This is a genomic window from Thiothrix winogradskyi, assembly GCF_021650935.1.
In the GTDB taxonomy this organism is placed as follows: Bacteria; Pseudomonadota; Gammaproteobacteria; order Thiotrichales; family Thiotrichaceae; genus Thiothrix; species Thiothrix winogradskyi.
Window position 1 is genome coordinate 22,948 of the sequence record NZ_CP091244.1, and the last position, 13,047, is coordinate 35,994.

At 50.2% G+C, this 13,047-nt stretch carries 13 protein-coding genes and 1 pseudogene; 6 read left to right on the plus strand and 8 right to left on the minus strand.

Going from position 1 to position 13,047, the window contains the following annotated elements:
- Positions 1-21: 21 nt before the first annotated feature.
- Positions 22-804 (plus strand): DUF2189 domain-containing protein, encoded by a 783-nt coding sequence (locus L2Y54_RS00140; RefSeq protein ID WP_236498986.1) that lies wholly within the window; start codon positions 22-24, stop codon positions 802-804.
- A 26-nt stretch (positions 805-830) separates the two neighbouring features.
- Complete coding sequence (cyoE, locus tag L2Y54_RS00145) at positions 831-1,727, plus strand: heme o synthase (RefSeq protein WP_236498988.1); 897 nt, start codon at positions 831-833, stop codon at positions 1,725-1,727.
- On the opposite strand, the gene L2Y54_RS00150 is transcribed toward cyoE, so the two are convergent.
- The gene (locus tag L2Y54_RS00150) at positions 1,706-3,061 is read right to left on the minus strand and encodes a cbb3-type cytochrome c oxidase subunit I (protein ID WP_236498990.1); all 1,356 of its coding nucleotides are present in this window, start codon (positions 3,059-3,061) and stop codon (positions 1,706-1,708) included. The two genes, cyoE and L2Y54_RS00150, sit on opposite strands and share 22 nt — an antisense overlap.
- Before the next feature lie 29 nt (positions 3,062-3,090).
- Positions 3,091-4,110 (minus strand): DUF2189 domain-containing protein, encoded by a 1,020-nt coding sequence (locus L2Y54_RS00155; RefSeq protein ID WP_236498992.1) that lies wholly within the window; start codon positions 4,108-4,110, stop codon positions 3,091-3,093.
- A 209-nt stretch (positions 4,111-4,319) separates the two neighbouring features.
- On the opposite strand from L2Y54_RS00155, the gene L2Y54_RS00160 reads away from it, so the two are divergent.
- On the plus strand, positions 4,320-4,931 hold the full coding sequence (locus L2Y54_RS00160; protein WP_236498993.1) for an SCO family protein: 612 nt from the start codon (positions 4,320-4,322) through the stop codon (positions 4,929-4,931).
- A gap of 74 nt (positions 4,932-5,005) precedes the next feature.
- On the opposite strand, the gene L2Y54_RS00165 is transcribed toward L2Y54_RS00160, so the two are convergent.
- The gene (locus L2Y54_RS00165; RefSeq protein ID WP_236498995.1) at positions 5,006-5,593 is read right to left on the minus strand and encodes a superoxide dismutase; all 588 of its coding nucleotides are present in this window, start codon (positions 5,591-5,593) and stop codon (positions 5,006-5,008) included.
- 105 nt (positions 5,594-5,698) lie between these two features.
- Positions 5,699-6,886 carry a PDC sensor domain-containing protein gene (locus L2Y54_RS00170; protein ID WP_236498996.1) on the minus strand — a complete coding sequence of 396 codons (1,188 nt, stop codon included), beginning with the start codon at positions 6,884-6,886 and terminating at the stop codon, positions 5,699-5,701.
- Positions 6,887-6,949: 63 nt separating this feature from the next.
- On the opposite strand from L2Y54_RS00170, the gene L2Y54_RS00175 reads away from it, so the two are divergent.
- Together L2Y54_RS00175 and L2Y54_RS00180 are read left to right on the plus strand one after the other, a co-directional pair.
- Positions 6,950-7,192, plus strand: coding sequence for a hypothetical protein (locus L2Y54_RS00175; RefSeq protein ID WP_236498997.1), 243 nt, complete (start codon positions 6,950-6,952; stop codon positions 7,190-7,192).
- A 166-nt stretch (positions 7,193-7,358) separates the two neighbouring features.
- The gene (locus L2Y54_RS00180) at positions 7,359-8,465 is read left to right on the plus strand and encodes a PEGA domain-containing protein (RefSeq protein WP_236498998.1); all 1,107 of its coding nucleotides are present in this window, start codon (positions 7,359-7,361) and stop codon (positions 8,463-8,465) included.
- 9 nt (positions 8,466-8,474) lie between these two features.
- On the opposite strand, the gene L2Y54_RS00185 is transcribed toward L2Y54_RS00180, so the two are convergent.
- The 4 genes from L2Y54_RS00185 to L2Y54_RS00200 all read right to left on the minus strand — a co-directional run bounded on the left by L2Y54_RS00185 (position 8,475) and on the right by L2Y54_RS00200 (position 10,827).
- Positions 8,475-8,732 (minus strand): Txe/YoeB family addiction module toxin, encoded by a 258-nt coding sequence (locus tag L2Y54_RS00185; RefSeq protein WP_236498999.1) that lies wholly within the window; start codon positions 8,730-8,732, stop codon positions 8,475-8,477.
- On the minus strand, positions 8,723-8,980 hold the full coding sequence (locus L2Y54_RS00190; protein ID WP_093064688.1) for a type II toxin-antitoxin system Phd/YefM family antitoxin: 258 nt from the start codon (positions 8,978-8,980) through the stop codon (positions 8,723-8,725). The genes L2Y54_RS00185 and L2Y54_RS00190 overlap by 10 nt, the downstream gene beginning before the upstream one ends.
- Before the next feature lie 133 nt (positions 8,981-9,113).
- The gene (locus L2Y54_RS00195) at positions 9,114-10,139 is read right to left on the minus strand and encodes a hypothetical protein (protein WP_236499001.1); all 1,026 of its coding nucleotides are present in this window, start codon (positions 10,137-10,139) and stop codon (positions 9,114-9,116) included.
- A 28-nt stretch (positions 10,140-10,167) separates the two neighbouring features.
- Entirely contained in the window at positions 10,168-10,827 is a 660-nt protein-coding gene (locus tag L2Y54_RS00200) for a coiled-coil domain-containing protein (protein ID WP_236499002.1), read from the minus strand.
- A 281-nt stretch (positions 10,828-11,108) separates the two neighbouring features.
- Between L2Y54_RS00200 and L2Y54_RS00205 the strand changes: the two are divergent.
- Positions 11,109-12,886: pseudogene (locus tag L2Y54_RS00205) on the plus strand (N-acetylglutaminylglutamine amidotransferase).
- Positions 12,887-13,047: the final 161 nt, after the last annotated feature.

Genomic DNA, 13,047 nt, shown 5'->3' on the forward strand with positions numbered 1-13,047 from the left:
ACGTTAGCAGGAGAAAGTGTTATGGCCACAATTATGAGTACAGACCAAATTGCCGACGCTCCACCACGTCTGGTTGTGCGCAAGGTTGATTCCGATGCCTCCATGCGCTGGCTGAATGCCGGGATCAAGGATTTCAAAGCCGCGATGGGCGCAAGCATGGCCTATGGCATGGTCTACGTTGTCATAGGGTTAATCCTAGCCTGGATGACGTGGGAACAGCCCCTTTTCATCAGCTCACTGGTCACGGGCTTCCTGCTGATTGGCCCGGTTGTGGCAGTGGGTTTTTACTGCATCAGCCGCACTTTGGAACAGGGTGGCACACCGCATTTCATGCAAGGTATTGACGGGCTGCGTTTCAACGCACTCGGTCTGGCAAGTTTCGCCTTGGTGCTGGGTGTGCTGATGAGTATCTGGGCAGTGCTTTCCTCTCTGTCCGTCGCACTGTTTTTCAACAACATCACCCTTGGCGGCAATCTTCTGGATACGTTGCTGGGGCATCCCAACTTCATTCCCTTCGTGCTGGTTTGGGCGTTGACGGGTGGTGCAGTGGCAGCGGTGGCGTTTGCGATCAGTGCGGTCTCTGTGCCGTTGATTACCGACAAGCGTGTGGATTTCATGACCGCGATGATCACCAGCGTTAAAGCCGTGCTGAAAAACCCCGGCGTGATGCTGAGTTGGGCATTCATTCTGGCAACCCTGATGTTCTTGGGCTTCATTTTCTTCTTTGTCGGCTTGGCGATTGCACTGCCGATTGCCGGTCATGCAAGCTGGCACGCTTACCGTGACTTGGTTACTGAAGAATAAGCCCTAACCCTGTTGGAGTATCGCCCATGATCAATGTCGCCGCCCTTGAGGCAGGAATCAACTGGAAAGCGTATCTGTGCTTGTGCAAACTCAAGGTGGTAAGCCTGATTGTGTTCACCGCCTTGGTGGGGATGCTGCTCGCCACCCCAGATGCCGTACCACTGTCGACCCTGTTCTGGGGGTTGCTGGGAATTGGTTTGGGGGCTGCCTGCGGGGCGGCAATCAATCATATCGTTGACCAGAAAATTGATGCGGTGATGAAGCGCACCGAACACCGCCCCCTGCCGCAGCAGCAACTGACCACCGCGCAAGCTTTGGTGTTTGCGGGTGGTTTGGGGGTGCTGTCAATGTTCATTCTGGCGGTGATGGTCAATCCGCTGACCGCATGGCTGACGCTGGCATCAATGGTGGGTTACGCGGTGGTGTATACCCTGTACCTGAAGCGTTCCACCCCGCACAATATCGTGCTGGGCGGCGCAGCAGGAGCAGCACCGCCGGTATTGGGCTGGACAGCCGTTACCGGGGAATTGCATACCGATGCGCTGTTACTGTTCCTGATCATTTTCATCTGGACACCGCCGCATTTCTGGCCGCTGGCAATCAAGCGAGTGGAAGACTACCGCAAGGCGGGCATTCCAATGTTGCCGGTGACGCACGGGATTGCGTTTACCAAACTGAATATTGTGATCTATACACTGATGCTGATCGCGGTCACGCTCATGCCGTTTCTGACGCACATGAGCGGGGTGTTGTATCTGCTGGCAGCGTGTGGCTTAGGGGCTGGATTCCTGTATCACGCCCTCATCCTGTACCGCAGTGAAGGCGACCAGCACGCGATGAAAACCTTTGGGTATTCGATTTTCTATTTAAGTGCGCTGTTTATTGCCTTGTTGGTGGATCATTATTTGGCGGCGTGGTGGTAAATTGGCTTGGCGTACATCGCCCGTAACACCACCACCATGAAAATCCCCCCGCCAATCACGGCAATCAAACCACCCAGCCCCATCATGCCCATGCCGAGCACTTGGGGCAGGTTTTCCAAGCCTTGCGCTGCCCCTGCGGTCTTGCGCTGCACCCCGTAACCGCCCGACCACGCCAAGCCCAGAATGTGCATCAACTGCCCGCCACCGTAAATATACGGTTGCCAAGCTGCCCAGCGGGAGGTAGCCGCACGAAAACCCAGTTTCGGCAACAAGTAATACGTCACCCCCATGAAAGCCAGCGTTACCCCGACAATCGAGCCGTGGTAATGCGCCGGAATCACCACATTCGCCCCATGAATCAGAAAACCAATAATCCCACCCGCCGCAAACAACAGGATCGAAGCATTCAAAGCATGACGCAATGGGCGCAAACCGCCATCCGCTACCCGCGTTGCCCGCAAGACTGCCACGACCACAACCACACCCAACGGTACTGACAACAAGCCGCCGTATTTCATCAAGTGGGTGAATGCCGCACGGTGTTCCGCCGACATGACATCGAATTGCCAGTAAATCAACGGCACTGCCACAACCGGCAACGCCACCAAACCCAGCAAGCCTTTGGCAACGGCAGGTGCAAGGCGCAGGCTAATGCCGCTGGCTTGCGCCAACCACAACCATGCCACCAACAGCAGCAGGGTATGGGTAAATTGCAGCACATGCCCGCTGCCCCAGAACAACACCTCATAAAAACCCTGCCCACTGGCTGAAGCAGGTATCTGAATAGCCGTGACCAGCAACGCCAGCACGGATGCTGCCGCCACCAGAATGCTCAAGTAAACCCCAAAAGCTGGCGCAGTCTCGTGCCGCGCCACCATCAAGGAGCGAATGACCAACCAAGTGAAACCCACCCCAAACACCGCCAGCCCACTCAGGAATACCGGCTGTTGCAACACCGGCACATAATTGTTCAACAGCGGATGCCCATCCCCCGTGAACGGCGACACCACGATCAAGAACGTTCCAATGACTGTGATCACCAGAATGCTGTTATCCCACCACTGCGTAGCGAGTTGGCTATTAGCAGTCCACAACACCCCGGCAAAAGCGAGAAACCACACCAACACCGACAGCACCACATGCACCACCAAAGCCGTGTGGAAAAAGTCCAGCCAAGGAATCACATCCTGCACCGCAGGCGTGCGTGACATTACCAACAGCAGGGAAAAAATCCCCGCTGCCAGCAACGCAAAAATCCCCAATTTCAGCCAATTAGCCGCCAAGGCGCGGGCGTGACCCTGTGGGTCAGGTAACAAAAACGATGTAACTGCCATGTATTTCCTTAGTGGGAATTTATTGAGATTTATGTTCCTACCGTCTCACGGTAAGCGTGCCAAGTGGCGTGACCAATCAATGGCAATGTTACCGCCAAGCCAATAAAAAACGTAGCCATTCCCAACAAAATCACCACCGCAATCGTCGCCGCCCAGCGCATCATGACCACCGGATTTTTGTAAACCACACGGATGCTGGTAACAATCGCGGTCATCACTCCCACTTGCCGATGCGCAATCAATGGCACTGTCACCACACTAAGCATAAACGCCACCACCGCCAGCACCCCGCCACACAACACAAATGTCGCAATAAATGGCAAGAAATTCGCATCGCCCACCAAGGTTTCCCAGCCGCCACTCACCAAACTGCTATTATCGAAAAACAAGCCAAACAGCATCGCCACCAACCGCGCCCATACCACCAGCAACACCAGCAAAATGATTCCTGCCGTCACCGTATCCGCCACCCGGTGACTTGCCAACGGAATCGACACAATCGCCACCGCCGATGCCAATAACCCCATAATCAAACCGCCCAACATAAACACCGCAAAAAACGGCAAGGACTCACGCCCATTCAGGAATACCGACAGACTCCCCGTTACCAACGGGCTGTTCCCGAAAAACAGGTTAATAATACCTATGGTGACGACTAGCCAAGCGAGCATCACCGCGCCCAAAATCAAGCCAAAGGTAATCAGCTTCACGGTACTCACCCGCGCATTCGACAAGGCGTGTAATAATGAAGGTGTATGCCCCTCCTCTATCCGCTGACTCATGTCATACAAACCCACCGCCGCCAGCGGGCCAACCAACATAAAGCTGGAAACCAACAACAACGCAAACAAGGGATTCGCCGGACCAAACTGGATCATAAGAATTCCAGCAATAACAAACACCAAACCATAAGTAATGCTGGCAACCGGTCTGACCTTCAGGTCATCCCAGCCTTTGCCGAGCCAGCGCAGCGGCGCACTGCTGTCTAAACGCCGCACGGCGGGAATGGGTTCGTCGGTAACGACTTGATCATTTATTAGGGATGTCATAAACACTGCCTCCTCTGGTACGGGTAACACACATCAATTATTGTTATTAGTATTTATACCGGCATAAAGCTTATACGCCTGTGTTTCAGCTATAGATCAATTACCGCCAGAAGACCTAAATTCCTTACAAACCGCAAGTTATTAAAATATAAGCTTAACTTCACGATTAAATGCTATGCTCAAGCCAGCCAACGTTCGGAGACAGCCCCTTGAAAAAGACCCCTCTGCTAATTGCCGCCCTCGCCTTCGTCATTGGCATTGTTGCCGCACAATACTTGTTACCACCCCTCACCGCCTCGAACGCAGCCCCCAGTGACAACCCCCGCGTCCCGATGTTAGCGGGGCAATTCGGCGGTGATTTCACTCTGACACAAGCGGGCAAACCGACCAAACTCAGCGATTTCAGCGGCAAAATCGTGGTGATATATTTCGGTTACGCCTCCTGCCCGGATATTTGCCCCACTACCCTAGCGGTTATCAGTGCCGGTCTCAAAAAGCTCAGTGCGGAAGAACTCGCGCAAGTGCAACCTCTGTTTATCAGTGTCGACCCCGAACGCGATAACGGCGAACGTTTGCAAGCCTATGCGCAACATTTCCACCCCAGCTTCGTGGGCATCACGGGTACAACGGTTGAAGTGGAACAAGTCGCGAAGCAATACGGCGCATTCTTTTCCAAAGTAACCAGTAATTCAGCGATGGGGTACACGGTTGACCACACGTCCAACACCTACATGGTCAGCAAAGATGGCAAGTTTGTGACGATTTTGCCGCATGAGATGACGCCGGATGCGGTGGTAACGAGTATTCGGGCGGAGTTGTAAAACCATCACCCCAAACGCAAAAAAGCCGGAACACGTCCGGCTTTTTTGGCTCGACCTAACAGCGATTACGCCAATTAGGCAGCGAAATTCGCTTCCGCAAATTCCCAGTTCGCCAGATTGTTGAGGAAGGTCTCAACGAATTTAGGGCGCAGGTTACGGTAGTCAATGTAGTAAGCGTGTTCCCACACGTCTACGCAAAACAACGCGGTATCGCCAGTGGTCAGTGGTGTGCCAGCCGCGCCCATGTTTACGATGTCAACGGAACCGTCAGCTTTTTTAACCAACCAAGTCCACGCAGAACCGAAGTTGCCTACCGCAGAAGCCGTGAACGCTTTCTTGAATTCATCGAAAGAACCCCATTTCGCATCAATAGCAGCCGCCAGTGCGCCAGTGGGTGCGCCGCCGCCGTTTGGCTTCAGGCAGTTCCAGAAGAAAGTGTGGTTCCAAACTTGCGCTGCGTTATTGTAAACGCCGCCAGCCGGTGCGGATTTCACGATGTCTTCCAGACTCATGTTTTCAAACTGAGTGCCGGGAATCAGGTTGTTCAGGTTAACCACGTAAGCGTTGTGGTGCTTGTCGTGGTGGAATTCCAGCGTTTCGGCTGACATGTGTGGGGCAAGTGCGTCTTTCGCGAAAGGCAGTTCTGGCAGTGTATGAGCCATTTGTCGTTACTCCTCTTAATGGTTAGGATTTGTGTACAGCGCGTAAGATAGGGCATTTGGGGCGTTTGGTGCAATAAGCCTGTATTCGGGGGATGAATTGTTATCTTACAACCCACACACCCCACCCTCGTACACATCCATCACCGCTTTGAGTTCCTGATAAAGGTACTCACGCTCGTCAGCACTGAAGGCTGCTACCCGCTCCGGCACATCCCCTTTCTCCAACGCATACAGCAACTTATTCACCTGAATACAACCCAGACTCGCCAGCGCATCCACCGCCGCATCCAGCCTTGGCTTATCCAAAGTTGCGACCGCACAAGCCACTTCAGAGGCAATGCTGCTGTCATCACCGAACCAAAAATCCAAGCCTTTGGACAAGAATTCGTCGTAACTCAAATAATGTGAACCATCACACGAAAAATTCAGCCCCACCGTGCCATTCACAATGTTCAACGACGCCGAACGCAAATAAATGGTTTCATCCGCAAAGCGCAATGCTTTTAATTGCGCCAACACCTTGCCCACATCCGCAGGTGGCACAATGGCACGCTCGAAATACGGGCGACGCGGGTAAGCCAAGCAAATATTCGGGTCAATCAGCTCTTCATTGGTGAGAATGCGGTACACATACGGGTCATCCCGATGCCAAATCGTGGTACGGCTACTGGAAAAGTGAATCTGAAAATGGTGTACGCCCTGATCCAAAATCAGCGCCTCATGCACCGACAGCACCACATCAATGTGCCGATCCATCACGCTTTCCGCCCGCTGTTGCGCAAACAAACCGCTGCGGATAGCGGGGTCGCCCTTGATTTGCCGCCACTGACTCGGCTCTTCGTAGATCACATCCGAATGCGGCAATTCGCGCAAGTCGTAATCAACCCCTAAAAAGCCGACACGCTGCCCGCTCGCATCGCGAATGCTTTGAATCGCAGTAATCGACGGGCGCTTTTTATTACGGCTGATGTAAGCTTCTGACAAGTTAAAGTCGAGGCTGGCATCGTACATGTGCTGCATATAAGGTCGCTCAGCACGGTCACGCCCTCGCGATTCCGGGTCAGCACCGTAACGGTTGACCGTGGAACTGATTTGTACCCCGTTCGCATCCAGCACATACACATACTTGCAGTAATCCAGTGCACGGAAGGCTTTACGCAAGCACTCGTCCAGCCGTTCAGCTTCATCCATCTGCGGCAAGATTCTGCCTGCATACTCGTTGAGCGCATTGCCTAACAGATCCGTGAGCAAGGCACGGTGCGAATTAATCGAGTGTTGTAATGATTTCGCCATGTTACTATCCTTATTCATTCATTAAATCACCTGCCATCACCTTACGATAACAAGCGAGTTACCATGCAATATGCGCTAATCGTTGAAGACATTCCAAGTACCGGTAATGGCTTAAGGGCATTCTTCAGGAAGCATTTAACGGCATTGACACGACGGTGTGCAGTTCCTGTCGACAAGCGCGGGAATTCATGCAAACCACCAGCATTAACCTTGCCCTGCTGGACATCAACCTACCCGACGGCAGCGGCATTGACCTTGGTAGGGCAGTTGTTTGCGACGCTAAAACTGCCGCTGCACACAGCGTGAGAACTATCTGAACAACAAGAGGAAACATTTTGGTCAAAAAAGCCATTGTACCTGTTGTCACCCGGAAACCCAGCCGCGCAAAAATACCTTTCGCCCGATCAATGGAATGGGTAAGCAGCAACTTTCTGCTATCCTCCACACATCACACGACTAACGAGAATTCAACATGAGCGGAATCGTAAAATGGGTCATCGGCGCAGTGCTGGTCATCTTCGCCCTGATTGGTATCAAAAGCCTGTTTGCCCCCAATCCGGCAGAAGCCCCGCCGAGTGCAGCAAACTGGGAACAACCGCTGGTCATGCCCAATGCCAACCTGCCCTCACCCGATGCGATCGGTGACAGTAGCATTTTTACCCGCCCATTGAATGACAAACCTGCCCCAGCAGAAGCCGAAGACAATACCGTGGAATTGGTTGGCGAACCCGATGCCAAAGACACAACGGAAACGCCCCCCGCTGCCCCCGCCAAACCAGCCCCACAACCCCCTGCTGATGAAGTCACCACAACCCTGCCTACCACGCCAGCACCTGCACCAACACCCGCACCGCCTGTTGTTGGCAAAACCGGCACGCTGGAAATTGTGACCCAAACTGAAACCGGCAAACCGATCAAGGCGAATGTTTACGTGCAACAAGCCAACGGCGTGAATCTGGATAAAGCCATGTACACCAACAAAGCCGCGTTCACGCTCAAACCCGGCAAATATAAAATCACGGTACGCGCCGAAGGTTACGCCAGCCTGTCACGCACGATCGACGTTCCTGACGGTGCAGTGGTCAATGAAATCTTTCCCTTGCCTGCCCTCGCCGCTGCTGCACCTGCTCCCGCTCCGGTTGCTGCACCACCGCGCCAACCCGAACCTATCAGACCAGCGCCAACGCCTGCGCCGCCTGCCGCACAAGGCAGACTCCGGGTAGTCGCCTTATCCGCCGACGATGGCACACCGATACCGGTTAATTTCACCATTGCGCGTTTAGACGGCTCAGTGGTCGAGCGGGTCAATAATGTGTCGCTCACCGAACTCAGTTTGCCCGCGCAAGAATTCGTGGTCAGCTTTGATTACCAAGGGTTTCAGGGCTACAAATCCCTGACTGTACCGCCAGGGCAAGTGCTCACCCACACCTTCAACATTCGTGGTGTCAGCGGGCAGGCGCAAGTACCACAAGAATTGCCACAGCAACAACTCCCACCACAACAGCCACCGCAACCAACCGTGGAAGAACTCTTGATGCAGAAGTTGCAGGAAGAATTACAGAAGCGTTTAACGAACTAGGATTTATGCTTATTGATAGTGATACCGACACATCGCTATCAGCAAGTCCTCGCCTTCCAATTTGTAGACCAACCGATGTTCATCATTGATACGGCGTGACCAATAGCCAGAAAGCCCGTGCCGCAACGGTTCGGGCTTGCCGATACCGTCAAACGGATCACGCGAAATCGCTTTGATCAGATCATTGATACGCTTGAGTATTTTCTTGTCGGCTTGTTGCCAATGCACATAATCCTCCCACGCTTTGGATGAAAAGATTATTCGCATTCAATCAACTCACGCACTTGCCCCTGACCACGCTCCAATTCCGCAATGGACTCCAGCAAGCGGCTGGCATTGGCAGGGCTACGCAATAAATACGCAGTTTCTTCCATCGCTTTGTAATCTTCCAGCGAAATCATCACCACGGCTTGCTCGCGGTTGCGCGTAATAATGACGGGTTCGTGATCTTCGCAGACTCGATCCATCGTTTTAGCGAGATCCGCTCGCACAGCGGTGTAGGAAATGGCATTCATGACGGAAACCTGTACGTGATTATGTACATAAACTATAGATCAGAAGTATTCACAATTACAAGACTAGATTAACTAGATTGCTTTCATGACACATTTCATTAATTTTTTAACGCCTAGAATTTACGAAAATTTATCAGCTTTCTATATGCTCCAGCAAAGGTCGGGCTATAGCGCCATCAATGATGCCATCGGTTTCATTTCTCTGATTGATTTTCTTTCCCATATGCATCACACCACTCAGTTTTCTGACCGAAGTAACATTAGCTATAAGTTTATAAAGATTATTCTGTTCGCAATATTCTAATTCATCCAATATCTCTTTTGCATTTTTCAAATCACCTTCAATGCGATCTTTATCTTCTATAATCTCAATTAGTTCTATTTCTTTTTTAATCTTAAGCAAATGCTTTTTTAAAACAAAGTCTGCATATTTAAAAAAACTGTCAGTCAGCAGCCCATCTCTAATAGCTGGACATTGATCGATGATTTGCTCGTATGCCCCATCAGACTTAATAAGAGATCTTTCAATACTATCAATATCATGCTGTAGTCTTATTATTGAAACCTCTGCTTTTTTGCAAAGTTTTTCTAGCCCCCCATAATAATTCTTGATTTTTGCCTTTTTTAACTTTATGCTTTCACTTTCGTAAAATGCATCTTCAGCACCTTCTGAAGAGTATTGTATTTCATAACTAACCTGTTCTGCCGCATCAATTATTTTATTAAAAAACTCCTCCCTTTGAAAGTACAACTGACTCATAAATTTCATATTATCATCGTTTCTTTTTTCAATTTCCTGAATGGTTCTGTCCATGCATTCAGTTATCTTTCTTCTATCTTCCTCTTCTCTTTTAGTTGAGTTTTCAAATGATTTTTTGATGAGATAACTATTAGTATAGAGCGCTGATTTTATGATTTCATTGTTATTAGACTGTTGTTGTTTTTCAATATAATTACAGTGTTCCTGATCTGTTTTTTCAGTATGATGACGGTGATTCTGATCTTCCTTTTCAGTATGATTGAGGTGATCCTGACTTTTTTCTTCAATATAATTTTTATGCTCCTGCTTATTTTTGACTAATCCTCCTATAACAAAAATAGCTTGCTTTATGGATTCGGATACGAGAATTTTTTTTGCAATTGAAATTGGCACCGACATAATCTCCACCTCAATTTTAATTTATTGGTCAACCAACAATTTTCGTTCTTGATTGGTTTAATATATCTTGAATATCTAGAATTCTATTCGACAGTCTGATTTTTTCTTCTTTTTCTGATCTTCGCCCCTCAGTTATTTGATTTTCTTTGCTCAATAGCATATCAAGCCGCCGTTGATATCCATCAAGGATAGCTTTATTTTCTGAAACCTTTTCACTATACCTGCTATCCAAATCATCTTTATGAATCTTTAGTTCATTAATCAAATCAATAGCATCTTTCTTTAGCTGTTTACTTTTCTTTATATTTTCATAGTAAAGGAAAAACAATGGCATTGACATGACTAACAAAATAATAGATGCATTTTTCACAGCAGTCCATCGATACTCATCCCTGATACTTTTAGTTATCTCATTTTTAAACTGCACTTCATATTCATTCTTAAGGTCTGATTTTTGTTTTTCACTTTGCTTTTCTAAAACCTGAACCTCATTATTTGAAATTTTTACTTCTGATTCCAATTCATTATTTCTCTCTTCTAACACCTCTATATTTGAGTTCAACCGTCTAACTTCTTCACTTAAAATCTCTTCCCTTGACTTACCACAGCCACTTAAGAATGCGAGCATAATTATCGCCAAAAAAATCATCCCGATAAATCCATTCGTGCTTTGCCGATGATCTTCCATTATTTAAGCCTCTTTGATTTTTATTAAACATGTAATTTTTATAATACATTAGGAACATTGAAACCCATATAGCTTACCATCCTATAATAGAAAGCACGTCAATCTCTTCAAATGCATAATCACACCAATTTTAATGCTAAAATATCCTATAATAAAGTACAGTCTGTCGGATTTTTCATGAGCGGCTTCTAGGACGACATGGGGAGCTGAGTCATTTAGATTTATTGATTTTGCTATGGCACACTGCATGGCAGAAGTTTAACGGATAAAAAGGAACTCCCATGTGCGGCATCTGCGGTGAACTACGCCTCGACGGGCAACTCCCCGAACTGAAATACCTCAACAGCATGATGGCGAAGCTGGAAAAGCGCGGCCCCGACCACGCAGGCAGCTTTTCCGACGGTGGCTTGATGTTTGGGCATCGCCGCCTTGCCATCATCGACCTGTCGTACAAATCCAGCCAGCCGATGGTCGACATCGAATCCGGCTTGGCACTGGTGTTCAACGGCACGATCTACAACCACCCCGAATTGCGGGCGGAATTGAAGGCTCGCGGGCATCATTTCTTCTCGGAAGGCGATACCGAAGTCATCCTCAAAGCCTACGCCGAATGGGGCGAAGACGCGCCCAAGCATTTGCTGGGGATGTTCGCCTTCGCCATTTGGGATATGCGCAAGAAAACGCTGTTCGTGGCGCGTGACCGCATGGGCATCAAGCCGCTGTACTACGCTGCTGACGGTAAAAGTTTCCGCTTTGCCTCCAACACGCAAGCCCTGCTGACCACGCCGGGGATTGATACCAGCCTCGACCCGCTGGCGATCCACAACCTGTTTTCGCTGCACGCCGTTGTGCCAGCACCGCGCACCGTATTGAACGGCATCCGCAAGCTGCAACCCGCGCACAGCCTCACCATCCACGCCGACGGGCGGCAAGAGCTGAAACGTTACTGGAATCTGGTGGCACGTCGCCCTGCCGAAGCGCGTTCCGAACAGGAGTGGATCGACGCCGTACACGAATCGCTGAAAACCGCCGTGCGCCGCCGCAATAATATCGCCGACGTACCTGTGGGCGTACTGCTGTCCGGCGGCTTGGATTCAAGCTTGTTGGTCGGTTTACTGTCTGAAATCGGTATCCAAGACATCCGCACCTTCACCATCGGTTTCGACGATCAGCCGGAAGAAAAAGGCAGCGAATACGAATATTCCGACGCGGTGGTGGAACGCTTCCAGCCCAAGCACCACAAATTCCACATCCCCAACGAACAAACGCTGTCACGCCTGCCAGAAGCGGTGGCAAACATGGCAGAACCGATGTTTGGGCAAGATGCGATTGGCTTTTACCTGCTCTCCGAACAGGTGTCGAAGCACGTGAAAGTGGTGCAATCAGGGCAAGGCGCGGATGAAGTCTTCGGCGGCTATTTCTGGTATCCGCAAGCCCACGCCGACAAAAACCCCGACATGCTGCAACGCCTCGCGCCGTATTATTTCGACCGCGACCACCGCGAGATGGCGGAAATGCTGCAAACCCCGTTCCAAACCCGCGATTACACGGGCGAATTAGTGCGCGAATTGCTGGAATCGGCAGATGCAGAAGAAACACTGGATGCGGTGTTACGCGCTGACGTGACGACTTTCATCGTCGATGATCCGGTCAAGCGCGCGTGGATAATATGACGATGGCATGGGGGCTGGAAGCGCGTGTGCCGTTCCTCGATCACGAGTTGGTGGAACTGGCGGCGCAAATGCCGACTGAATTGAAGTTGCGCGATGGCGGTAAGTATGTGCTGAAACAGATTGCGCGTGGGCTAGTGCCGGATAGCGTGATTGACCGCCCCAAGGGGTATTTCCCCGTGCCTGCCCTCAAATTTGTGCGCGGCGAGTTTCTGGAAATGATGCGCGATTTACTGGATTCGCAAGCGTGTCGGGAACGGGGTTTGTATCAGCGTAGTTATATTGACAAGGTGATTGCTCAACCTGAAGCGCATTTGACGCGGATTCAGGGCAGTAAGCTGTGGCACATGGCGGCATTGGAGATGTGGTTGCAGAGTTTGTATGACTAATTCTCAGAAGGAATAAAATTACTGATAAGTTGTAAAACCGTCCCAATGATCACTATATATACACCAAATTTCATAAATCTATTCTTCTTACTAGTGGATTCTTGAAGTTCTGTTGAGTCATCGGTTATAGGTGCAGCAACGATTTCTGACTCGTTAATTGG

Coding starts and splice junctions, on each gene's coding strand:
- L2Y54_RS00150 (WP_236498990.1), bottom strand. CDS start 3,061: ATGGCAGTTACATCGTTTTTGTTACCTGACCCACAGGGTCACGCCCGC.
- L2Y54_RS00200 (WP_236499002.1), bottom strand. CDS start 10,827: ATGGAAGATCATCGGCAAAGCACGAATGGATTTATCGGGATGATTTTT.
- L2Y54_RS00175 (WP_236498997.1), top strand. CDS start 6,950: ATGCAATATGCGCTAATCGTTGAAGACATTCCAAGTACCGGTAATGGC.
- cyoE (WP_236498988.1), top strand. CDS start 831: ATGATCAATGTCGCCGCCCTTGAGGCAGGAATCAACTGGAAAGCGTAT.
- L2Y54_RS00170 (WP_236498996.1), bottom strand. CDS start 6,886: ATGGCGAAATCATTACAACACTCGATTAATTCGCACCGTGCCTTGCTC.
- L2Y54_RS00140 (WP_236498986.1), top strand. CDS start 22: ATGGCCACAATTATGAGTACAGACCAAATTGCCGACGCTCCACCACGT.
- L2Y54_RS00180 (WP_236498998.1), top strand. CDS start 7,359: ATGAGCGGAATCGTAAAATGGGTCATCGGCGCAGTGCTGGTCATCTTC.
- L2Y54_RS00190 (WP_093064688.1), bottom strand. CDS start 8,980: ATGAATGCCATTTCCTACACCGCTGTGCGAGCGGATCTCGCTAAAACG.
- L2Y54_RS00155 (WP_236498992.1), bottom strand. CDS start 4,110: ATGACATCCCTAATAAATGATCAAGTCGTTACCGACGAACCCATTCCC.
- L2Y54_RS00195 (WP_236499001.1), bottom strand. CDS start 10,139: ATGTCGGTGCCAATTTCAATTGCAAAAAAAATTCTCGTATCCGAATCC.
- L2Y54_RS00185 (WP_236498999.1), bottom strand. CDS start 8,732: ATGCGAATAATCTTTTCATCCAAAGCGTGGGAGGATTATGTGCATTGG.
- L2Y54_RS00165 (WP_236498995.1), bottom strand. CDS start 5,593: ATGGCTCATACACTGCCAGAACTGCCTTTCGCGAAAGACGCACTTGCC.